Origin of the sequence: Umezawaea endophytica, from assembly GCF_025061645.1 — a bacterium.
GTDB lineage: Bacteria > Actinomycetota > Actinomycetes > Mycobacteriales > Pseudonocardiaceae > Umezawaea > Umezawaea endophytica.
In genome coordinates this window covers 1-21601 of record NZ_JANYMP010000052.1, presented here as the reverse complement: position 1 = coordinate 21601, position 21601 = coordinate 1, and the positions used below count along the sequence as shown (strand labels likewise).

Here is a 21601-nt window from a genome sequence, read left to right as displayed (position 1 = left end):
CATGTCGATCGCCGGGTTGCTGCTCGCCGCCGGTGCCGGGCGGCGCTTCGGCGGTCCGAAGGCGCTGGTCACCCACCGCGGTTCGCTGTTCGTCGAGTCCGCGGCCGAGACGCTGCGGCTGGCCGGGTGCGACCCGGTCGTCGTGGTGCTCGGCGCGGCCTCCGACCAGGTGCGGGCCCGCGCGTCGCTCGGTGCCGCGCTCGTGCTGGACAACCCGGACTGGCCGACCGGGATGGGGTCGTCCCTGAGGGTCGGGCTGACCGCGGTGGCGGCCACCGCCGCCACCGCCGTGGTCGTGCTCCCCGTGGACACCCCAGGGGTGACCGCCGAGGCCGTTCGACGGCTGGCGGCGCTCGCCACCCCCGACGCGTTGGCGCGCGCCGCTTTCCACGGCGAGCCCGGCCACCCCGTGCTGATCGGCCGGGCCCACTGGGCGGGGGTGCTGGAGACCTCCACCGGCGACGCGGGCGCCCGTGACTACCTCCGCGCCCACGACGTCCTCGCCGTTCCGTGCGAGGACGTCGCCGACGGCTCGGACGTGGACCGCCCGCAGGACCTAGGCCGCTGGGCGGAGTGATCTGGCCGCCAGCGCGATCCCCAGGCAGCACAACGGGAGCACGCCGAGCGCGAGCGTCAGCGACGTGGCGTGCGAGAGCAGGCCGATCAGCGGCGGACCGAGCAGGAACCCGGCCCAGCCCGCCGTCGCGACACCGGCGATGGCCTGCCCGGCGTGCGCGTCGGACTGCGCCGCGGCGGAGCTGAACACCACCGGCACGATGCACGCGATGCCGAGGCCGAACAGGGCGAACCCCAGCAGCGCCAACCAGAACTGGCCCGCGACCAGCGCGATGGCGAAGCTCGTCCCGCCCAGCGCCGCCAGCACGCCGACCACGCGGGCGGGCCCGAACCGCGCGACCCAGCCGTCGCCGCCGACCCGGCCGAGGAACATCATCACCGCGAACACCGCGTAGCCGAGCCCGATGCGGCCGACCGGCACGCCGACGGTGTCGCGCAGGTACACCGCGGCCCAGTCGCCGATCGCGCCCTCGCAGAGCAGACCGCCGAACATGATGGCGCCCAGGACGAGCACGCGCCGGTCGCGCCACGGCAGGCCCAGCTTGTGCTCGTCGACCGCGCGGTCGTCGCCGAACATGCCGCGCGTCAACGGCCACGCCGCCAGGAGCAGCAGCACCGTGCAGGTGATCATCTGGGCGCGCAGGTCCACCCCGAACCCGACGGCCAGCCCGCCGATGCCGACGCCGACGAACGCGCCCGCGCTCCACCAGGCGTGGAAGCTCGACAGGATCGGCCTGCCGTAAGCGGATTCGACCGCGATCCCCTGCGAGTTCATGGCCACGTCGAGCGCGCCCTGGAACCCGCCCCAGAACGCGAGCGCGACGAACAGCCACACCGGCGATGGCGCGAAGCCGAGCGCGGGCGAGACCAGGGCGTAGGCGAGGAACGTCAGCAGCACCACGCGTTTGCTGCCCCACCTGGCGATGGCGCCGCCCGCGGCCAGCATCGCGATCACCGACCCGACGGGCGCGCCGAGCAGCGCGAGCCCGAGCGTGCCGTCGTTGAGGCCGAGGCGGTCCTTCACGTCCGGGATGTGCGGGGTCCACGCGGCGAACACGGCGGCGTGGACCGCGAACACCAGTGCCGTCGACACGCGCGCGACCTTGGGCCGAGCGGTGAGCAGGGCGTCAGACAAGGTGGACCTCCACGCCGGCGGCACGCAGGGCGGCGACCTCGTCGGACGGGGCGTCCTCGTCGGTGACGAGGACGTCGATGGCTTCGATCGGGCACACGCGGCCGAAGGCCGTGCGGCCGAACTTCGAGCTGTCCACCGCGGCGATCACGCGGGCGGACGCGGTCACGGCCGCCTTCTTGACGGCGCCTTCCTGGAGGTCGTGCGAGGAGATGCCGTTGCGCACGCTCAGCCCGCAGCTCCCGAGGACCATCGTGTCGAAGCGCATCACCTGGAACGCGTACTCGGTGAGCGGCCCGATGAACGACAGCTCACCCGGCCGCATGTCGCCGCCGGGCATCACCAGGCGAACGCGGTCCGCCCCCTTGAGCGCGTTGGCCACGTGCAGGTTCAACGGGAGCACGGTCAGCCTGCGGTCGACCAGCAGCCGGGCCGCCTCCAGCGTCGTGGTGCCGCCGTCGACCACGATGCTCTCGCCGTCGTCGATCAGCTCGGCGACGCCGAGCGCGATGCGGCGCTTCACGTCCAGCCGGTGCTTGCCGCGCGCGGCGTACGGGGTCTCCTCGCTGGTCAGCATGCCTACCGCGGCGCCGCGCACCCGGCGCAGCAGGTCGTCGCGCTCCAACGTGTCGAGGTCCCGCCGGACGGTCATCTCCGAGCACCCGATCAGCTCCGCGAGCGTCGCCACGGTCACCCGTTCACCGTGGCGGAGGCTCTGGAGGATCAGCTCATGCCGCTTCGCACTATCCACGTGTTCATACGAACACACGACATGTTCGAACCACAAGGCTTTCGCGAAGACCATCCATCAGGTAGGACTACACCCTTGCCGAGTGGTGTGGACCACTGCGGCCCACGACGACGGAGGACGACCGCATGACGAGCGAGACCGTGACCGGATCCGACTACGGCAACGTTGTCCGCGACCACCTCCTGAGGGTGGAGCAGCAGAACGCGTCCGCGCTGGACGACGTCGCCGAGCTGGTCCTGGCCAGCGTGCTCGCCGACGGCATGGTCCTCACGGCGGGCGCGGGCCACTCGCTGGCCGCGGTGGCGGAGACCTTCTACCGGGCGGGCGGGCTCGCCTGCGTGCGGCCCGTCTACCACCCCGAACTGCTGCCGATGCACGGCGCGATCAGCAGCACCGCCGCGGAACGCCGCTCGGGTCTGGCCGCGGAAGTCCTGCGCGACACCGGTTTGGCCGCGCACGACGTGCTGTTCGTGTTCTCCACGTCCGGCGTGAACCCCTACCCCGTCGAACTGGCGGTCCAGGCCGTGGACGCGGGCTGCCCGGTCGTCGCCGTCACCTCGGTCGCCGCCAGCGCGCTGGCCCCGCGCCGCGCGGGCACCACCCTCGCCGAGGTGGCGACCGTGGTGCTGGACAACGTGGTGCCGCCCGGTGACGCCACCTACCCGGCCGACGAGCCCGTGACGGCGGCCATCTCCACGGTCGCCACCGCGTTCCTGTGGAACCTGCTGATGGTGCGGCTCTTCGACAAGGCCGCCGAGCAGAAGGTGCACCTGCCGCTGTGGCGCAGCGCGAACGTCGAGGGCGGCGACGCGGCGAACGCCGACCTGCTGCGGCACTACCAGACCCGGATCCCGCAGTTGGGCTGATCACCGGCACATCACCGCCGAATCGCCACCGAACCTCCACACACCCTCGCTACGTTCTCCGACAAGGGGTCGGCACCAAGGGGTGCCGTGAGTGGGGGGTTGGTCGATGAACGCGAGAACGCGCCGGATCGTGCTGGTCACGGGCGGTTTGACGGCCGCGGTGGTGATCGGGGTCGGCGGCGCCGTGGTCTGGGCGGGCGCCGGTCCCGACCCCGGCCGTTCGCCGGGGTCGAAGGTCGGCTGGGACCCCGAGGCGGGGTCTCCCGGCACGGTCGCGCAGGCCTTCCTCACGGCGTTCGCCGCCGGTGACACGACCGCGGCCGCGAAGACCACCGACGCCGAGCAGGTCGCGGCCCCCGCGCTGGCCAGGAGCAAGACCGGCATGACGCCCGCGTCGACGTTCCAGGCCCGGCTCGGGGCCGTGCCGCCGACGACACCGGACGCCGCGGAGGCCAAGATCACCGCGGACGTGACGTGGACGCTGCCCGGTGGTTCGCCCTGGTCGTACCAGACGGTGCTGGACCTGAAGCGCGACGGCAAGCAGTGGCGCGTGCACTGGACCCCCGCGCTTGTGCACCCTCAGCTCACCGAGGGCCAGGCACTGGCGTTCCTGCCGCAGTCCGGCGACGGCGCCCTGCTGGACCGCGACGGCGGTCCGGTGCCGAAGGACACCGGCGCCTACGCCGCCGCGATCATGCCGGGCGTCCGCACCGCCGTGGGCGGCCTCGCGGGCACGCCGGGCTGGAAGGTGGCCGCGTTCACCCCGTCGAACGAGCCCGCGGCCACGCTGCACGAGAAGGCCGCCGTCGTCACCAGGTCCGCCACCCTCACGCTGGACAAGGCCGTGCAGGACTCGGCGCAGGCGGCCGTCGACGGCGTCCCGCAGCAGGCGGCGATCGTCGCGCTCGACACGACCAGCGGCGAGGTGCTGGCCGTGGCGCAGAACGCGGTGGCGACCGCCACCGGACCGGTCGCGCTCGCCTACCTGCACGAGCCGGGCTCCACGTTCAAGATGATCACCGCGGCGGCCGCGCTGGAGAACGGCGGCGTCACCATCGACACGCCCGTCGAGTGCCCCGGCGAGGCCACCATCGGCACCCGGCGCATCCCCAACGACGGCAGGTTCGACCTCGGCACGGTCCCGCTGCGCACGGCGTTCGCCCAGTCGTGCAACACCACGTTCGGCAAACTGGCGGCGGACCTGCCCCCGACCGCGCTGACGGACGCCGCGCTGCGGTTCGGCATCGGCGCCGACTTCACGGTCGCGGGCCTCACCACCAACACCGGCAAGGTCCCGGCCGCGCAGGACGTCGCCTCACGGGTGGAGAACGGCATCGGCCAGGGCCGGGTGCAGACCACGCCGTTCGGCATGGCGCTGGCCGCCGCGACCGTCGCCAACGGCGGCACCACCCCGACGCCGATCCTGATCCGCGAGATCCCCACGGTCACGGCCAAGGCGCCGACCGGCCTGCCCGCGGGCGTCGCCCAGGCGTTGCGCCCGATGATGCGCGAGGTCGTCACGGGCGGCACGGCGACGGCGCTGGCCCCGTTCGGCCAGGTGTTCGGCAAGACCGGCACCGCCCAGTTCGGCGACGGCACCGGTTCGCACGGCTGGTTCGTCGGCTACCGGGGCACGACGGCGTTCGCGGTGCTCGTGGTGGACGCCGGTTCGTCGAAGGCGGCGGTCGGCGTCACAGCGGCGTTCCTGGGCGCTCTGTGACGAGCGAGAGCTTCGGCGTCGGAACCACGCTGACCTGCGGCGACTCGTCGAACTGGGTGTGGTACAGGTCCGCGTAGCGGCCCTCGGCGGCGAGGAGGTCGTGGTGGCTGCCGCGTTCCACGACCTCCCCGTCCTCCACCACCAGGATCTGGTCGGCCGCCCTGATCGTGGACAGCCGGTGCGCGATCACCAGCGCGGTCCGCCCTCGCAGCGCCTCGGTGAGGGCGGCCTGCACGGCCGTCTCGGACTCCGAGTCCAGGTGCGCCGTCGCCTCGTCGAGGATGACCACGCGCGGCCGGGCCAGCAGCAGGCGGGCGATCGTCAACCGCTGCCGCTCACCACCGGACAGCCGGTAGCCGCGCTCGCCCACCACGGTCTCCAGCCCGTCCGGCAGCGAGTCGACCAGCGTGCCCAGCCGGGCCCGCCCGATCGCGTCCGCCAGTTCCTCGCCGGTGGCCTCGGGCCGCGCGTAGAGCAGGTTCGCCCGGATCGTGTCGTGGAACAGGTGCCCGTCCTGCGTCACGACGCCGACGGCGCCGCGGACGTCGTCGAACCCCAGCTCGCGGACGTCCACGCCGGACAGCCGGACGGAGCCGGACTCCACGTCGTAGAGCCGCGGGACCAGCGACGCGATCGTCGACTTCCCCGCGCCGGACGACCCCACCAGCGCCACGAGCTGCCCCGGCTCGGCCACGAAGCTGATGCCGTGCAGCACCTCCTGCCCGCCGCGGGTGTCGAGCGTGCTCACCGATTCCAGCGAGGCCAGCGACACCTTGTCCGCCGACGGGTAGCCGAACCGGACGTCGTCGAACTCCACCGACACCGGGCCGTCGGGCACCGGCTTCGGCGCGGCGGCCTCCGCGACCATCGGCTTGAGGTCGAGCACCTCGAAGACCCGCTCGAACGACACCAGCGCGGTCATCACGTCCACCCGCGCGTTGGCCAGCGCGGTCAGCGGCGCGTACAGCCGGGACAGCAGCAGCGCCAGCGACACCACGGTGCCCGCGGCGAGGTGCCCGGTCAGCGCCAGGTACCCGCCGAGCCCGTAGACCAGCGCCTGGGCCAGCGCGGACACCAGCGTCAGGCCGGTCATGAACCACCGGGTGGCCATCGCGGTCCTCACCCCGATGTCCCGCACGCGCAGGGCGCGGTCGCCGAACTCGTCGGCCTCCTCGCGGGGCCGTCCGAACAGCTTCACCAGCGTCGCGCCGGGCGCCGAGAAGCGCTCGGTCATCTGCGTGGTCATGCCCGCGTTCAGGTTCGCCGCCTCGCGCTGGAGGTCGGCCATCCGGTTGCCCATCCGGCGGGCGGGCAGCACGAACACCGGCAGCAGCAGGAGCGCGAGGGCCGTCACCTGCCACGACAGGGTGAGCATCACGACCAGCGTCAGCGAGAGCTGGATGACGTTGGTGACCACCCCGGACAGGGTCGAGGTGAACGCGCGCTGCGCGCCGATCACGTCGTTGTTGAGCCTGCTGACCAGCGCGCCGGTGCGGGTGCGGGTGAAGAACGCGACCGGCATCTTCTGCACGTGCTCGAAGACGGCGCGGCGCAGGTCGTAGATCAGGCCCTCGCCGATGCGGGTCGACTGCCAGCGCTCCGCCAGCCCGAGCCCGGCGTCGACCACGGCGATCACCGCGATGGCCACGGCCAGCCAGACGACGACCGACACCGCGCGCCCCTGCACGATGGCGTCGACGACCCGGCCCGCCAGCAGCGGCGTGCTCACCGCCAACACCGACGAGACGACGGTGAGCAGCAGGAACGCGATCAACTTCGCCCGGTGCGGGCGGGCGAACGTGAGCACCCTGCGCAACGTCCCGGCCCGCACCCCCTTGGGCGCGTCGGCCGCGCGCATCGCGCTCATCATCAGGCCCCAGCCACCGAATCCACTGTCCACGTCGTGAGTCAACACCACGTGGAACGGTGTGCTTCCCTGTTCGCTGACAGGCGAACGGGCGGCGGGCCTACTTCGCGAGGGCGGCGAACTCCGCGAGCCTGCGCAACTGCGCCTCGCGCTCCGCCGCCAACTGCTCCCCGACCGAGGCGCCGTCGGCGGCCCCGGCGATCAGCGCCAGCGTCTCCCGCACGGCGCCCGGCATCGCCCGCGTCATCGGGGCGACCAGCTCGTCCACGGCGGCGTCCAGCCCGTCCACGGGCACGACCGAGTTGGCCAGGCCGATCCGCAGCGCCTCCTCGGCGCCCACCCGGCGCCCGGTCACGCAGATCTCGGCGGCGCGCGCGTACCCCACCGCCCTGACCAGGGGCAGCGTTCCACCCAGGTCCGGCACGAGGCCCAGCGACGTCTCGGCCATGGAGAACTTGACGTCCTCGGCGACGATCCGGATGTCGCACGCCAGCGCGAGCTGGAAACCGGCCCCGATCGCGTGGCCCGCCACGGCGGCCACGGTCACCCTGGCCGGGTCGCGCAGCCAGCGGAACCCCTCCTGGAACTCGGCGATCAGCGCCGCGCCCGCCTCGGGCCCGCGCGCCACGATCTCCGCCAGACCGGGCTCTCCCGGCACCCCACCGGCGAACATCCGCCGATCGAGACCCGCGGAGAACGCACGACCAGAACCCCGGACGACCACCACGAGGACGTCCGGGTCCAGGCCTTCACCGATCGCCCGCAACGCCTGCCAGGTGGAGGGCGTCTGCGCGTTGAGCACATCGGGGCGGTCGAGGGTGATGGTCGCGCGCGGCCCGTCCACGACGAGCCGCACACCGCCACGTTCCAGCAAACCGGCGTCGATGGGCGTGGCCGACATGCTGGAACCTCCGGGTCCGGTGGGCGCCGTCCAGTGATCAGCACCCGGTTGTTACCGGAGGGTAGCTTACTTCTTCTTGGTTCGGGTGGCGCCACCGCGACCGCGCAGCGTGACACCGGACTCGGACAGAACCCGGTGGACGAAGCCATAGGAGCGCCCGGTCGATTCAGCCAACGCCCGGATGCTCGCGCCCTTTTCGTACTTCTTCTTCAGGTCAGCGGCCAGCTTGTCCCGTGTGGCGCCGGTGATCCGGGCGCCCTTCTTCAGGTCAGCCACCATGTCCCGCCTTCCGTCCGAGCAGGTCGGGCCGCTTTCGGGCCCCTGTCGTCGCAATGATCGAACACGACGGACCAGAACGCCAGGCGATCATGCAAAATGATCTGTCCGTGATCAGATGATCACGGACAGCCACCCCTTTGATCACGCTTGCCGAAAAGTGCTGTTTCCCTTGGCTCAGGCCAACTGCACGAGTTCCAGGTAGTCCGCGGACCAGTGGTCCTCGGTCCCGTCCGGGAGCAGGATCACCCGCTCGGGCTCAAGCGCCTCGACCGCGCCGGGGTCGTGCGTGACCAGCACGACGGCGCCCTGGTAGCGGCGCAGCGCGTCCAGCACCTGCTCGCGGCTGGCCGGGTCGAGGTTGTTCGTGGGCTCGTCGAGCAGCAGCACGTTCGCGGCGCTGGAGACGAGGCCCGCGAGCGCGAGCCGGGTCTTCTCGCCGCCGGACAGGGTGCCCGCGGGCTGGTCGAGCTGCTCACCGCTGAACAGGAACGTGCCGAGGAGCTGCCTGAGCTGCTGCTCCTGCGTGTCCGGGGCCGCGTGGCGGATGTTCTCCCACACGCTGGCGTCGTGGTCGAGCGTCTCGTGCTCCTGCGCGAAGTAGCCGACCTTCAGGCCGTGGCCGGGGATCAGCGAACCCGCGTCCGGCCGTTCCATCCGGCCGAGCAGGCGCAGCAGCGTCGTCTTGCCCGCGCCGTTGAGGCCGAGGATGACGACCCGCGAGCCCTTGTCGATGGCCAGGTCGACGCCGGTGAAGATCTCCAGCGAGCCGTAGGACTTGCTCAGGCCCTCCGCCATCAGCGGGGTCTTGCCGCACGTGGCGGGCTCCGGGAAGCGGATCTTCGCGACCTTGTCCGCCACTCGGGTCTCGTCCAGGCCCGCGAGCATCTTCTCGGCGCGCTTGGCCATGTTCTGCGCGGCGACGGCCTTCGTGGCCTTCGCCCGCATCTTGTCGGCCTGGGCGAACAGCACGCCCGCCTTCTTCTCGGCGTTCGCGCGCTCGCGGCGGCGGCGCTTCTCGTCCGCCGCGCGGGCTTCGAGGTACTTCTTCCAGCCCATGTTGTACAGGTCGACCTCGCCGCGGGTGGCGTCGAGGAACCAGACCTTGTTCACCACGTCCTCGAGCAGCTCCACGTCGTGGCTGATCACGACGAGGCCGCCCTCGTGCGACTTGAGGAAGCCCCGCAGCCACGAGATCGAGTCGGCGTCGAGGTGGTTCGTGGGCTCGTCGATCAGCAGGATCGTGCTGGACTTCGCGCCCACACCGGCCTCGGAGGCGGCGAACAGGATGCGCGCCAGCTCGACGCGGCGGCGCTGGCCGCCGGACAGCGTGCTCAGCGGCTGCGCCAGGATCCGGTCCGCCAGGCCGAGGTTCGCGCAGATGCGCGCGGCTTCGCTCTCGGCCGCGTACCCGCCGAGCGAGGAGAAGCGGTCCTCCAGCTTGCCGTAGCGGGTGACGGCCTTGTCCAACTCCTTGGGGTCGACCAGTTCCGCCATCGCGGACTGCACCTTCTCCATGTCCCGCAGGATCTGGTCCAGCCCCCGCGCGGAGAGCACGCGGTCCTTCGCGATCACCGACAGGTCGCCCTCGCGCGGGTCCTGCGGCAGGTAGCCGAGTTCACCGGTGCGGCGCACGTCGCCGCCGTAGGGCAGGCCCTCGCCCGCCAGCACGCGCAGCGACGTCGTCTTGCCCGCGCCGTTGCGGCCGACGAGGCCGATGCGGTCGCCGGGCTGGACGCGGAGGTTGGCTTCCGAGAGCAGGATGCGCGAACCCGCGCGCAGCTCGATGTTGGTAGCCGTGATCACAGCGGAACTCCAGGTGAGGTGGTCATGCGGAAAAGAGGGGTCGGCGGAGGAACACGCGCTGGACCTACTCGATCAGGATGACCACGCCACCAGTCTACTGGCTGCGCGCGAGCGAATTCGCCAGATGTGGGCACCGGCATACATTTGCGCCCATGACGGAAACGTTCGCAGGGAAGACGGCGCTGGTCACGGGCGCGAGCCGGGGAATCGGTTTCGGCATCGCCCACGAACTGCTGACGCTCGGGGCGTCGGTCGCGATCACCGGGCGCAAACCCGACGCGATCACCGAGGCCGCGCGGAAGCTGGTCGAGGACACCGGGGTGCCCGAGGACCGGGTGCTCGGGCTGGCGAGCAACGCGGGCAACGACGACGACCGCGCGTCGGCCGTCACCGCGGTGCTGGAGCGGTTCGGGCGGATCGACGTGCTGGTCAACAACACCGGCATCAACCCGATCTTCGGCCCGCTGATGGACGCCGACCTCGGCGCCGTGCGGAAGATCTTCGACGTCAACGTGGTGGCGGCACTGGGTTTCACCCAGCTCGTGTGGAAGGCGTGGATGGCCGAGCACGGCGGCGCGATCGTGAACCTGGCGTCGGTGGGCGGGATCCGGTCCACCGGCGCGATCGGCGCGTACGGCGCGAGCAAGGCCGCGCTGATCCGGCTGACCGAGGAACTGGCGTGGCAGCTAGGACCCAAGGTCCGGGTCAACGCCGTCGCGCCCGCCGTGGTGAAGACCCGGTTCGCCGAGGCCCTCTACACCGGCCGCGAGGAGGAGGCGTCCCAGCAGTACCCGCTCAAGCGCCTCGGCACGCCGGAGGACGTGGCCCGGCTGGTCGCGTTCCTCGCCTCCGACGCCGCCGCGTGGATCACCGGCGAGACCGTCCGCGTGGACGGCGGCCTGCTCGCCACCGGCACCCTCGGCTGAGACCGGGGGCGCCCCTCCGGTCGAAGGGGCGCCTCCGGTGTCAGAGCGAGACGCGGAGGGACGACAGGCGCCAGGTGCCGGGGTCCGGGGCGCGGACCGCCGACGTGACCGCCAGGTCGGGGAAGCGGCGCAGCAGCGCGGAGAGCGCCGCCTCGGTCTGCACCTTGGCCAGCGAGGCGCCGAGGCAGAAGTGCGGGCCGTGGCCGAAGCCCAGGTGGCCGGTGCCGGACGGGCGGGTGATGTCCAGTTCGTCGGGCGCGGTGTACGCGCGGGGGTCGTGGTTCGCGGCGGCCACGACGGCCGTGACCGCCTCGCCCTTGTGCACGAGGGTGCCGAACAGCTCGACGTCCTCGGTGGCGTAGCGCGGGACCGCCAGGAGGGTCGGGCCGGACCAGCGGATCAGCTCCTCGACGGCGCGCGGCATGAGTGACTCGTCGGCCCGCAGCGCCGCCGACTGGGCCGGGTGGTCGTGCAGGGCCAGCACCGCGTTCGGGATCAGGTTCGCGGGCGTCTGCCCCGCGAGGACCAGGTGCCACACCAGCGTGACCAGTTCCGCCTCGCTCAACCGGTCGCCGTCGGCGTCGCGCACCCGGATGAGGTCCGCGAGGAGGTCGCCGTCCGGCGCGTCGCGACGGCTCGCCACGGCGGCCTCCGCGCCCGCCATCACCGCGGGGATCGCGTCGGCGAACCCCTGGCCGTAGCCCGCCGCGATGTTCGCCGCGTGCTCCCGCCACGCGGGCCGGTCCTCCGGCGGGATGCCGACCAGTTCGCAGATCACGTCGATCGGCAGCAGCCACGCGAAGTGCCGCAGCAGGTCCACCGACCCGTCCTCGACGTGCGACGGCAGGTCGTCGAGCAGGCCGTCGACGATCGGCTCGATACGCGCGCGGAACTCCGCGGCCCGGCGCGCGGTGAACGCGGGCGACACCAGCCTGCGCAGCCTGGTGTGCTCGGGACCGTTCATCTCGGACATGGTCCGCAGGTATTTCAGGCAGTGCTCGGGGATGCCGGGCGGGCGGATGAAGCTGTCGGCGTTGATCTCGAACCGCGGGTCGCCGAGCACGGCTCGCGCGTCGGCGTGCCGGGTCAGCGCCCACAGCGGGTTCATGCCGGGGATCAGGATCTTCGCGAGCGGCGAGGCTTCCCGAGCGTCCCCGTACGAGGTGAACGGGTCGCGCACGACGTCGGGGTCGCTGAGGTCGATCTCGGGGGTGGACATGGGTGCTCCCGGTTGGACGACGTCGATTCAGATGCTTAGATCATCTGGATGATGACGGTATCCGTAATCCGGGCGCGCGGCAAACACCGGGCCGAGCGGCGGAGGGCTAGCGGGTCACCGCGACGGACTCACTGCCGATGGGCGTAGTCCCGGTGTTCGTCGTGCTCGACACCATCGGTTCGCGGGATGAGGACGTGCTGTTCGGGGACTCGATGGGGGTTGTCGTGGTGGGCGCGGTCGTCATCGGGGCGGGCGGCACCTGCTTCGACGATGACGGCTCGACCGGCGGGGTGGACGACGGCGCCGCGGGCGGCGTGACCTCGACGGACGTCCGGACCGACGTGGTGCTCGACGGCCCGGCGGGGTCGACGGGGCCGGTCGGCGGGGCACCGGGCTTGAGCGCCAGCGCCAGCACGGCGGCCACCACGACCGCGGTCGTCCCGACGCCGCTGCCGACGACGGCCATCGTGCGCCGCCTCTTCCGGACCGCCTCACCGCTGCTGATGATGTCGTCGGCCGTGAGCCCCCGCACCGGCATCGGGGCCGCGCGCAACTGCTCGAAGGTGCTCTTCAGGTCGTCCTCACGCACGGCGAGACACCTCCTGCCACAGATCGGCGTACTGGGGCCCGAGGCGTTGGCGGAGCGTCGCCACGCCTCGGGCGCTCTGGCTCTTGACCGTCCCCGTCGTGCACCCGAGGGCCGAGGCGGTCTCCTCGACGCTCAGGTCGTGCCAGAACCTCAGCACCAGCACGGCGCGCTGACGGGCACCGAGGACCGACATCGCCTGCCACACGACGAGCCGGTCCTCGATGTGCTCCCCGCCGGAGGGCATCTCCGGCGGGGAGTCCGTCAGCTTCTCGCGCCGCCACCGCATCCGCCTGCGCTCACCGATGAACGTGCGCACCACGATCTTGCGGGTGTAGGCCGTCAAGCCGTCCCGCCTGGCCAGCTTCGGCCCTGCCAGGTACAGCTTCAAGAAGGCGGCCTGCACCACGTCTTCGGCCTCGTGCCAGTTGCCGCACAGCAGGTAGGCCGTGAAGCGCATCGAATCGGCGGTGAGGTCGAAGTGCCGGGTGAACTCGGCGTTCCAGGTCGGGTCGGTCACGCGTGTGGTGCTCTCCCGCTCAGCGGCTGGTGGTGGACGGAGCGGTGGTGGCGGGGTACGAGACCGCCGGGGAGGTCGCGACCGTGGTCGTCGGGGCCGGGCGCGCGGACGACGGTACCGGCGGCGTCGACTGGGCGGGGCTCGTGGCCACGGGCGGCATCGGCGTCACCTCCACGGGCGCGGCCGACGACGACGGCCCCGGCGAGACCTCCACCGGTGCCGACGGCATCGGGGTCACCTCCACCGGCGCCGACGGGAGCGGCGTGACCTGCACCGGCTTCGAGGTCGACGCGGGCGTCGTCGGCACCGGCCTGGAGGTCGACGAGGGCGCGGGCGCCGGCTCTCCGCCGCCGGAGGCCAGCGCGATCGTGGGGACGGCGATGCCGAGCCCGCCGAGCACCACGGCACCGGCCACCACAACGAGTCGTTTGCGCACTTGCTGCTCCTAGGGTTCGCGGGCGGCGCGTTCGCCGCCCTCACCCCTATCCATGCGATGGGCCGCCGCACGGGTTGCACCCGATTTCCGGCTCTTCCCGGAGCGGTCAGCCGAGCGCCTCGGGTGCCCGGACCACGACCTCCACGGCCCGCGCCCGCACCGCCGCCTCGTCGAGCACCGCGCGGCGCGGTTCGGCGACGTCGAGGACCCGCTCCCCCGCCTTGGCGAATACCGCGGCGAGCCGCCGGTCGGCCCGCAGCACGTCGAGCGCCTGCCGGTCACCGCCGAGCACCACGGCGTCCAGCGAGTCCACCTCGGGCGCCAGCACGCGGACGGCGTCCGCGGCGGCGGCCTCCAGCGCCACCCGCGCCTGCCCCTCCCGGCGCCGGGCGAACCGCTGCTGCGACCACCCGCCCGCCCGGTTGCGCCCGTGCACCTGGCGGCTGTCGGTGGTCGACGCCTCCACGACCCCGTTCACCGCGATCCCGACGCTGTGCCCGCCGAGCCGCACCAGCAGCAGTCCGATCCGCCGGGGGACGAGCGCGTGCTCGACCAGTCCGGCGATCGTCGGTTCGGCCAGCGGCGGGAACGGGACGTCCACCTCGGCCCGCGTCCCGTCGACGGCGTGGACCACCAGGTGGTCGCCGTCGACCACCGTGCGGGACACCCCGCAGTGCCGGGAGGAGAACCGGTCGAACCAGCCCGCGAGCCGCTCGGGCTCGACCTCGACCGCCCGGCCGCCGCCCGCGACCGCGCGGACGCGGCTCAAGCGGGGGCCACCGCGACCCAGACCGGCAGCGGGTGGCCGCTCTCACCGGGCAGGAGCCGCTGGACGGCGCCGAAACCGGCGAGCGCGAACTGCTCGGCCATCTGCTCCGGGGTCAGGACGCGATGCCGGGTCGCGACCGAGGACGCGATTTGCCAGGCCCCCAGCACGCGTTCGAACTGGACGACCTCCAGCTCGTAGGACTCGCCGTCGTTCGACCAGTCCCACAACTGCACGGTCACCTGGCGGCTCTCGCCGCGGCCGATCACCTTCGGCGGGGCCGTGATCGGCCGGAGCCTGCTCAGCCGGTCCAGCTCGGGGACGGCGGCGACCAGGATGCCACCGGGCCGGAGGACCTTGCGGGCGAGCAGGAAGGCCTGGTCGAGGGCGTTCTCGTGGGCCAGTCGCGGGACGAGGTCGTCGCTGGCGCGCACCACGTCCACCACCCGGCCGTACGGCTGGAGGGTCACGTCCATGAGGTCCAGGATCCGGTGGTCACCAGGACCGAGCACAGCGCGCGCGACCTCGACGAGCACGTCCTCCGGCTCGCGGCTTCCTGCGGCGAAATCCTGGCCCGAAGTCACCGTCGACACAGTAGAGCCACCCGATCGGGCGTCGCCAGTAGGTGGCCGGTCGCTGGTGGCCCGGCCCGCTCGGCACCGGGCCACCACGACGGCACAACCGACACCGAAGGGGGTTTTCCCACTCATCCGGCGCCTCGTGCAGAATGTTACCGGCGGGTTCACACTGGGCGAAGTACCAACGATCACCACTTGACAGAGAGGTATCCACAGAGAAAGCGTGTAACCCGTACGGACCAACCATTGACTCCATCCGGTCGCCACCAACACCAATCGTTGGCGGGTAGGGTCACTTGGGCGTGATCTAATGACAGCGGGGAGTCACCATGACCAACGCTGCCGGTCGACCTACTCTGTCTGTCGAAGACATCGATTCGACGGGCCACGGCAGTCTGGCGCAGCTCCTGACCACGGGACCGTTTCCCGAGGCCCTGAGAGCGGCGATCAAAGCGAGTCGGCTCAGCCTGGACCGCATCCAGCACCGCTTGGGCCTGCGCGGGGTCACCATCAGCGTCGCCACGCTCAGCTACTGGCAGTCGGGTCGACGTCGACCCGAACGACCCGAGTCGCTGGAAGCGCTGCGGCATCTCGAATCCGTCCTGGGTGTCCCGCAGGCGGGCCTGTCCGCCCTGCTCGGGCCACCTCGTCCACGCGGCAGGCGTTGCCGCCCCACCACGATGATGCCCATCGACGCGCTCTGGGCGGGTCGTGAGCGGGTCGCCGACCTGCTCACCAAGGTGGACACGACGTCCGACGTCAAGCTCGGGCGGATCAGCCAGCACGACCGCATCGAGATCGCCGCCGACGGTGGCCAGAAGTCGATCTGGGTGCGGCAGATCCTGCGCGCCGAGCAGGACGGCCCGGACCGCTGGGCGCTGGTGTTCGAGACCGAGGACAAGGACGTGCTGCCGGAGGTCGCGAACCTCCGCAACTGCCACCTCGGCCGGGTCGCCGAGGACACCGACGTCAACATCATGGTCGCCGAGATGATGTTCGACCGCCCCCTGGCGCGGGGCGAGACCATCATCATGGAGTACGAACTGGTCTTCCCCGAGGGGCACTACCCCGCGGGCAACAACTCCTTCGCGCGCAAGTTCCGGCTGCCCGTGCGCGAGTACGTGATCGAGGTCCGGTTCGACCAGTCGAACCTGCCCGCCCGCTGCCAGCAGTACAGCCTGCCCGCCGGTGACGAGACGCCGTCGCGTCGCCGCAACCTCACGCTCGACAACGCCGGTGGCGTGCACGCCGTGGCGCTGGGCTTCGGTCCCGGCGTGTTCGGCGTCCGCTGGGAGTGGCCCAAGTAGCCGGTCCCCCGCGCGCACGAGAACGGCCCCCGCTGCCCAGCGGGGGCCGTTCTCGTGTGAAGTGACCGTGTGGTGGCCCCCGACGCGTCAGGGGCCACCACAGGCCGAACTAGGACACGTAGCCGGCGAGGTGCAGCGAGACGGCCCGCACGGAGCCCACGTCGGTGCCCGCGGCGTCGACGACCTTGAACGTCCAGGTGCCGTCGGCCGACCCGGAGGTCAGCGACCCGAGCGTGCCCGAGGACGGCTTCCAGGTGCCGGTGAACGGCGCCTGAGCCGACGTCACGGTGGAGAACGACGCCGCCGCGCTGTCGTCGAAGACGACCTTGCAGAGGTTGTTGCCGCCCGAGCCGGAACGCGAGAACAGCGTGGCCGTCGCACCCGTCGGCGAGGTCAGCGTGCCGACCAGGTCACCGACGAACGTGTGGTCGATGCCGACCGTGGGCGACGCGTCGGCGGTCGAGCAGGTGTCGCCGTCGATGGAGAACGTCACCTTGGACGCCCGGCCGACACCGGTCACCGGGAGCTGGACGGTCGCACCGACGGTGCTGTTGTCCGGGATCGCGATGGGGGCGCCGCTGTAGGCGAAGTGCTTGAACTCGCGCGACGGCTCGCCGACGCCGAGCTGGAACGACTTCGTCGTGGGCGACGTGGAGCCCGCGAACGTGACGCGGGCGTCGAGCTTGACCTGGTCACCGGGGACGAACGCCGCCGGGATGGTCACCTTGAAGGTGTTGGTGACGGTCTGGCCGACCTCGATGTTGCCGTAGGACTTGGACCTCGGCGCGATCGTCACGCCCGCGGTGGGCGTGGAGAGGACGACGCTGGTGGACGCGGCGGTGCCGTCACCGGAGTTGAGCACCGGCACGGTGACCGTGGAGGTGGTGCCCGGCTTCAGGTACTGGCTGCCGTCGGCGTCGTTGACGATCGTCGGCTTCTGGGCCGTCGCGAGGGCCTGCGGGCTGGCGCCCGTGTAGGACAGCGCGCGGTCCGCGAGCACGACGCCGACACCGGAGCGGTTGTCCGTGCCGGGCTCGGCGATGTCGATCGCGGTCGCCGTGAGGGCTTCCTTGATCTCGGCCGGGGTGAGCGTCGGGTTGCCGGACAGGATCAGGCCCGCGATGGCGGCGGCGTTCGGCGCGGCGGCCGAGGTGCCGAAGAACGGGTTGAAGCCGCTCACGCTGGTGGCGACGCCGTCGGCGGCGGTGAGGTCCGGCTTCTGCCGGGTCTCGGCGCCGGGGGTGCCGTCGGCCTTGAAGAACACCTTGCGCGGGCCGTCGGAGGTGAACCGCTCCAGCTTGGACGCGGAGGAGAAGGTGCCGGGGTACGGGCCCGCCGGGTTCGCCGGGTCACCGGGCTCCAGGTCGAACGGGAGCGCGGAGGCGGCCGGGGCCGCGGCGACGCTGATGGCGCCCTTGGCGGCCGAGTGGCCGCGGGTCACGCCGGGCGTGACGAACTTCTTGAGGCCGTCGGAGGAGTCCTTGAAGCGACCGCCCAGCGCGGACAGCGCGAGGTAGCGGTCCTCACCGCGGAACTTGACGACCGCGAGGCGCAGACCCGAACCGGAGGTGGGGGTGTTGACCCGCTCGTAGGGGTCCTGCGTGCCTTCCTGCGGGTTCTGGCTGAACGCCACGACCGCGCCCTGTGAGTTGGTCACGTAGAGGTCGTAGTCGTTGGCGGACTGGCCGAGCGGGTCGGACCAGAACAGCGTGACCGGGACGCCGCCGGAGTTGTTCGACAGCGGGTTGAACACCTGCTTGGCGTTCGGGTTCGGGTCGAAGTCGTGGGCCGAGCCCGCGAACTTGCCGATGCTGACGCCGGAGTCGACGAAGTTGCCCTCCCAGTGGCCGGAGGTCCCTTCCGCGACGTTGCCCTCGTTGCCCGCGGACGAGAAGTACACCGCGCCGTCGGCGGTGACCGCGTCGACCGCGCGGGCGATGATGCCGTCCTGGAACGGCGACTCGTTGAAGTACAGGACGTCGTCGACGATGATGTCGCAGCCGAGCTGGAAGCGCAGGCCCTTGATGTTGTCGGCGAAGCTGGCGTCGCCGTTGAACGCGGTGGCGAAGCCCAGCTCGGCGTTGGGCGCGATGTCGTGGAGGATCTCCAGCATCGCGGTGCCCTCGTCGCCGGAGCCCGCCTGGCCGGTGAGCACGTCGACGGCGGGCAGTTCACCCGCGGCCTGCGAGGCGACGAGCGAGCCGATGCCGTCGGACAGGGCGCAGAGCTTCACGCCGGTGCCGGTGACGTGGAACTGCGCGCGGGCGGTGTCGGCGGCGTGGGCGCGGTCGCCCTCACCGGTCTTCACGGCCTGCACGGAGATGAGCGCCTGGCGCGCCTTGGCCTCGACCTGCTTGGCCTTGGCGTCCTTGGACAGCTCGGCGCGCGGCTTCTTGCTCTTGGTGGTCTTGGTCTTGTCGAGGTGCGCGGTCATCGCGCCCACGGCCGCCTCGACCCGCTTGACGTCGCCGCGCTCGGCGAGCTGGCTGATCTGCGACAGCGGGATCTGCGCCCGCACCGTCGCGCCCTCGACGGAGAACGACCTGATGCCGCCTCCCCCGCCGCGGATCGCGTTCAGGAGTTCGTCGCCGACCTTCTCGGCGCGGATGTCGACCAGGACGGTGTCACCGGCCTGCACCTCGACCCCGGTCTTCAGGTCCGGCAGCTTGGACATGGTGCCGACCGAGGAGCGGCGGCGCTGCTCGACGACGAGCGCGCTGTCCACTTTGGACTCGGCCTTGGTCACGGACTTCTTGATGTCCTGGAGTGCGGCGATCTGCTTCGCCGTCACGTCGGAGAAGTCCTTGCCCGCCTTGACCGGAGCGGCCTGGGCGGGGGTGATGGAACCCAACGTTGCCAACAACATCGCCGTACCGGCGGCGATGAGGGACCTTCTTCGTGAACGGTGCAGCGGTGAGCGCACGGGCGTCTCCCCCGAATTGAGCGTGCCCCGACGCACGCGGCCTGTGAGCCGGATCGAACCGGCCGCGCCAACGTATTGTGCCCAACCGGATACGGTCAGCGTCCGTTTGGAGGACGTCTCAGTACGCGGGCCACCCAACAGTTGACCGTTCACACTGCGTTTGCGCACGACAGGACACTGTCCACACGCCCGAACGGCGGCACGCGTTCCGACGACCGGGCGCACCGCGGGATCCGCCTTGCGCTGTCGCGGGGAATCCCCACGGGGACTTCACCCCTGGTGTGCGGGGGGATGCGGGGCTTTCACAGGACGAAGGCGTCCGTCCACAACTGACCTGTCCGACCGGACAACGCGTCGAGCAGCGCGGCGGCCTGGTTGTCCGTCAGCGAAGCGACGAAGTCGACGACCGCGCGACCCCGTGCGAGCGCGCGCACCGCGTCCTTCCCCGTCGGCGCTTCACCGGTCGCGCCGATGAGCGCGCGCGGGTCGGTGCGGGCGAGCACCGCGTACTCGGTCTCGGCGAGCTCCACCAGGTCGTGCAGGCGGCGCGGCAGCCGGTCCGACTCGTGCCGGTCGGTCACCCACTGCTCGAGCGCTTCGACCAGCGCCGTGATCAACCGGGCCTGACCTCGTTGGTGCAGGGCCAAATCCGGGCGCAACAGGACGAAACGCCGGTGCACGAACTTCAGCACCTGCACCTCGTGCCACTGCGGGACGGCCAGCACCACGTGCCCCGACCGCGTCGTCGGCTCCTCCACGACCCCGACCGCGTCGACCAGTCGGCGCGTCCACCGCGCGGAGAACCCGGCGACGGCCTGCTCGGCCTCGACCGACCCGTCGAACGGCACGGACAGCAACCCGTCCACGAGTTCGGCCCGGACCTTCGCCACCGCGGCCGCGAACGCGTCGTCGTCGACCGCCCACGAGTCCTTCGCGTGCAGCCGCCGCCGCAACGACTCCAGCGACCGCCCCGGCCTCCGCTGCTGCTCGGCGAGTTCCGCCCGCGAGAGCCCGGCCAGTTCCAGCCCCTCGTTCAGCCACGTCCCCAGTTCGGCCGCGACGGTCGCGTGCTGGAGCACGCCCACCCGGTGGAAGTCCTCCAGGTCGTGGATGGCGTACGCGATGTCGTCCGCCGTGTCCATGACCGACGCCTCGACGGTCTGCTGCCAGTCCTCGACCCGGCCTTCGTAGGGGGCCCGGGCCTGCACCAGGTCTTCCAGTTCCGTCACGTAGGCGGAGAACTTCGCCGCCCCGGTCCCCGGCCCGTCCGACGGCTCGGACGCCCCGCGCGGCGGGGCCGCCATCTCCCGCGGGTGCGGGTCCGGGTGGGACAGCCGGGTCCACGGGTACTTCAGCATCGCCGCCCGCACGGCGACGGTCAGGTCCAGTCCGACGGCGGCGGGCCCGCGCACGTCGGTCGTCGTCACTATCCGGAACGACTGCGCGTTCCCCTCGAACCCGTCCGCCAGGCCAAGCCGGTGCCGGGCGATCCGGTCCAGCACCTGCTCGCCGAGGTGCCCGAACGGCGGGTGGCCGAGGTCGTGCGCCAGCGCGGCGGCCTCCACCACGTCCGGGTCGCACCCGCCGAGCTTGTCCAGCACCCCCACCAGTTCGGGCCGCGCGCACAGCCGTTCCGCGATCGCCCGCGCGGCTTGCGCCACCTTCAGGCTGTGCGTGAGCCGGTTGTGCACCAGCAGGCCCGACCCGGTGGAGCTGACGACCTGCGTCACGCCTCCGAGCCGCGCGAAGAACGGCGAACTCGCCACCCGGTCCCGGTCCGCCCGGAACGGGCTGGACGCCAGGTCCGCGGGCGACGTGCCCACCGCGCCGGACCTGCGAGCCGTGCGGGGGTCGAGTGGTTCGCTCTCCATGCCGAAACGGTAGACGACCGAACGGCCTACTCCGCCACGACCTCGTAGTGGGACCAGACCGTGCCGTGAGCACCGACCTCGACACCCACCACCCACAGCTCCTCAGCGCCCGCGTCCGCCTCAGGCAGGTCCAGCGGCCCGACCCTCATCGGCCACGAAGGTCCCACTGCCCTCCAGCACGACCGTCGGCCGACACCGCTGCTCGATCAAGGCAGACCGCCGCTCCAGCACCTCACCGGCGTCCGCCGCCCAACCCGCCTTCCACCGCCGATCCACGTCCACGTCGAGCAACCGCTCAGACCGACTGAGCGTCACCCGCCCATCCACCGAAGCCGTGACCGAAACGACAACCCAAGCCCGCCCACCCACACGCTTCTCCACCATGAGCCGGACCGTATCCCCGCCCCCCGACGCTTCGTCAGCACCAGTTCTCAAAAAACTGTCGGACCCCTCGGCTAGGTTGTGAATCGGGGGGTCTTCACGAACGGGGGACCCCCAGTTCGTCGAACGCAAAAAAGCCCTGTGGGGGAGCACCGTCACCAGTGCTCCCCCACAGGGAAAAATTGTCCCGCAG

The 21601-nt window shown here is 71.9% G+C and carries 20 protein-coding genes; 6 read left to right on the top strand and 14 right to left on the bottom strand.

Annotated elements, in window-relative coordinates:
• The first annotated feature begins 1 nt into the window (after position 1).
• Entirely contained in the window at positions 2 to 577 is a 576-nt protein-coding gene (locus NZH93_RS48440) for a nucleotidyltransferase family protein (RefSeq protein WP_259630154.1), read from the top strand.
• Here the strand turns inward: NZH93_RS48440 and NZH93_RS48435 are convergent.
• The gene (locus NZH93_RS48435; RefSeq protein ID WP_259630153.1) at positions 557 to 1711 is read right to left on the bottom strand and encodes an MFS transporter; all 1155 of its coding nucleotides are present in this window, start codon (positions 1709 to 1711) and stop codon (positions 557 to 559) included. The two genes, NZH93_RS48440 and NZH93_RS48435, sit on opposite strands and share 21 nt — an antisense overlap.
• Complete coding sequence (locus tag NZH93_RS48430; RefSeq protein ID WP_259630152.1) at positions 1704 to 2459, bottom strand: DeoR/GlpR family DNA-binding transcription regulator; 756 nt, start codon at positions 2457 to 2459, stop codon at positions 1704 to 1706. The genes NZH93_RS48435 and NZH93_RS48430 overlap by 8 nt, the downstream gene beginning before the upstream one ends.
• A 125-nt stretch (positions 2460 to 2584) precedes the next feature.
• Between NZH93_RS48430 and NZH93_RS48425 the strand changes: the two genes are divergently transcribed.
• Positions 2585 to 3325: an SIS domain-containing protein gene (locus tag NZH93_RS48425; protein WP_259630151.1), complete on the top strand. Its 741-nt coding sequence runs from the start codon at positions 2585 to 2587 to the stop codon at positions 3323 to 3325.
• Between the two features lie 106 nt (positions 3326 to 3431).
• Positions 3432 to 5045 (top strand): penicillin-binding transpeptidase domain-containing protein, encoded by a 1614-nt coding sequence (locus NZH93_RS48420; RefSeq protein ID WP_259630150.1) that lies wholly within the window; start codon positions 3432 to 3434, stop codon positions 5043 to 5045.
• Here NZH93_RS48420 and NZH93_RS48415 read toward each other — a convergent pair.
• The 4 genes from NZH93_RS48415 to NZH93_RS48400 form a co-directional block, all read right to left on the bottom strand.
• Positions 5017 to 6915, bottom strand: a complete 1899-nt coding sequence (locus NZH93_RS48415) for an ABC transporter ATP-binding protein (RefSeq protein ID WP_259630173.1) — start codon at positions 6913 to 6915, stop codon at positions 5017 to 5019. The two genes, NZH93_RS48420 and NZH93_RS48415, sit on opposite strands and share 29 nt — an antisense overlap.
• Positions 6916 to 7012: 97 nt before the next feature.
• Positions 7013 to 7813 (bottom strand): enoyl-CoA hydratase/isomerase family protein, encoded by an 801-nt coding sequence (locus NZH93_RS48410; RefSeq protein ID WP_259630149.1) that lies wholly within the window; start codon positions 7811 to 7813, stop codon positions 7013 to 7015.
• Positions 7814 to 7879: 66 nt separating this feature from the next.
• Positions 7880 to 8089, bottom strand: coding sequence for a helix-turn-helix domain-containing protein (locus tag NZH93_RS48405; RefSeq protein WP_030473247.1), 210 nt, complete (start codon positions 8087 to 8089; stop codon positions 7880 to 7882).
• Positions 8090 to 8266: 177 nt separating this feature from the next.
• The gene (locus NZH93_RS48400) at positions 8267 to 9895 is read right to left on the bottom strand and encodes an ABC-F family ATP-binding cassette domain-containing protein (RefSeq protein WP_259630147.1); all 1629 of its coding nucleotides are present in this window, start codon (positions 9893 to 9895) and stop codon (positions 8267 to 8269) included.
• A gap of 152 nt (positions 9896 to 10047) precedes the next feature.
• On the opposite strand from NZH93_RS48400, the gene NZH93_RS48395 reads away from it, so the two are divergent.
• Positions 10048 to 10821, top strand: a complete 774-nt coding sequence (locus NZH93_RS48395) for an SDR family oxidoreductase (protein ID WP_259630146.1) — start codon at positions 10048 to 10050, stop codon at positions 10819 to 10821.
• 40 nt (positions 10822 to 10861) lie between these two features.
• Here the strand turns inward: NZH93_RS48395 and NZH93_RS48390 are convergent, their stop codons facing one another.
• The 3 genes from NZH93_RS48390 to NZH93_RS48380 form a co-directional block, all read right to left on the bottom strand.
• Positions 10862 to 12040: a cytochrome P450 gene (locus NZH93_RS48390; RefSeq protein WP_259630145.1), complete on the bottom strand. Its 1179-nt coding sequence runs from the start codon at positions 12038 to 12040 to the stop codon at positions 10862 to 10864.
• Positions 12041 to 12146: 106 nt separating this feature from the next.
• Positions 12147 to 12629, bottom strand: coding sequence for a hypothetical protein (locus NZH93_RS48385; protein WP_259630144.1), 483 nt, complete (start codon positions 12627 to 12629; stop codon positions 12147 to 12149).
• Positions 12622 to 13086 carry a SigE family RNA polymerase sigma factor gene (locus tag NZH93_RS48380; protein ID WP_443742695.1) on the bottom strand — a complete coding sequence of 155 codons (465 nt, stop codon included), beginning with the start codon at positions 13084 to 13086 and terminating at the stop codon, positions 12622 to 12624. The genes NZH93_RS48385 and NZH93_RS48380 overlap by 8 nt, the downstream gene beginning before the upstream one ends.
• Before the next feature lie 107 nt (positions 13087 to 13193).
• On the opposite strand from NZH93_RS48380, the gene NZH93_RS48375 reads away from it, so the two are divergent.
• Positions 13194 to 13595 carry a hypothetical protein gene (locus NZH93_RS48375; protein WP_259630142.1) on the top strand — a complete coding sequence of 134 codons (402 nt, stop codon included), beginning with the start codon at positions 13194 to 13196 and terminating at the stop codon, positions 13593 to 13595.
• Between the two features lie 93 nt (positions 13596 to 13688).
• Here NZH93_RS48375 and NZH93_RS48370 read toward each other — a convergent pair whose 3' ends face one another.
• The gene (locus tag NZH93_RS48370; protein WP_259630141.1) at positions 13689 to 14351 is read right to left on the bottom strand and encodes an acVLRF1 family peptidyl-tRNA hydrolase; all 663 of its coding nucleotides are present in this window, start codon (positions 14349 to 14351) and stop codon (positions 13689 to 13691) included.
• Positions 14348 to 14932 carry a hypothetical protein gene (locus NZH93_RS48365; RefSeq protein ID WP_259630140.1) on the bottom strand — a complete coding sequence of 195 codons (585 nt, stop codon included), beginning with the start codon at positions 14930 to 14932 and terminating at the stop codon, positions 14348 to 14350. The genes NZH93_RS48370 and NZH93_RS48365 overlap by 4 nt, the downstream gene beginning before the upstream one ends.
• Positions 14933 to 15414: 482 nt before the next feature.
• Here NZH93_RS48365 and NZH93_RS48360 point away from each other — a divergent pair, with 482 nt between their 5' ends.
• Positions 15415 to 16233, top strand: a complete 819-nt coding sequence (locus NZH93_RS48360; protein ID WP_259630139.1) for a hypothetical protein — start codon at positions 15415 to 15417, stop codon at positions 16231 to 16233.
• Between the two features lie 109 nt (positions 16234 to 16342).
• Here the strand turns inward: NZH93_RS48360 and NZH93_RS48355 are convergent, their stop codons facing one another.
• From NZH93_RS48355 to NZH93_RS48345, 3 genes are all read right to left on the bottom strand, one after another.
• Entirely contained in the window at positions 16343 to 19099 is a 2757-nt protein-coding gene (locus NZH93_RS48355) for a S8 family serine peptidase (RefSeq protein WP_259630138.1), read from the bottom strand.
• A gap of 359 nt (positions 19100 to 19458) precedes the next feature.
• Positions 19459 to 21027: a deoxyguanosinetriphosphate triphosphohydrolase family protein gene (locus NZH93_RS48350; protein ID WP_259630137.1), complete on the bottom strand. Its 1569-nt coding sequence runs from the start codon at positions 21025 to 21027 to the stop codon at positions 19459 to 19461.
• Between the two features lie 26 nt (positions 21028 to 21053).
• Positions 21054 to 21176 carry a hypothetical protein gene (locus NZH93_RS48345; protein WP_259630136.1) on the bottom strand — a complete coding sequence of 41 codons (123 nt, stop codon included), beginning with the start codon at positions 21174 to 21176 and terminating at the stop codon, positions 21054 to 21056.
• Between the last annotated feature and the right edge of the window lie 425 nt (positions 21177 to 21601).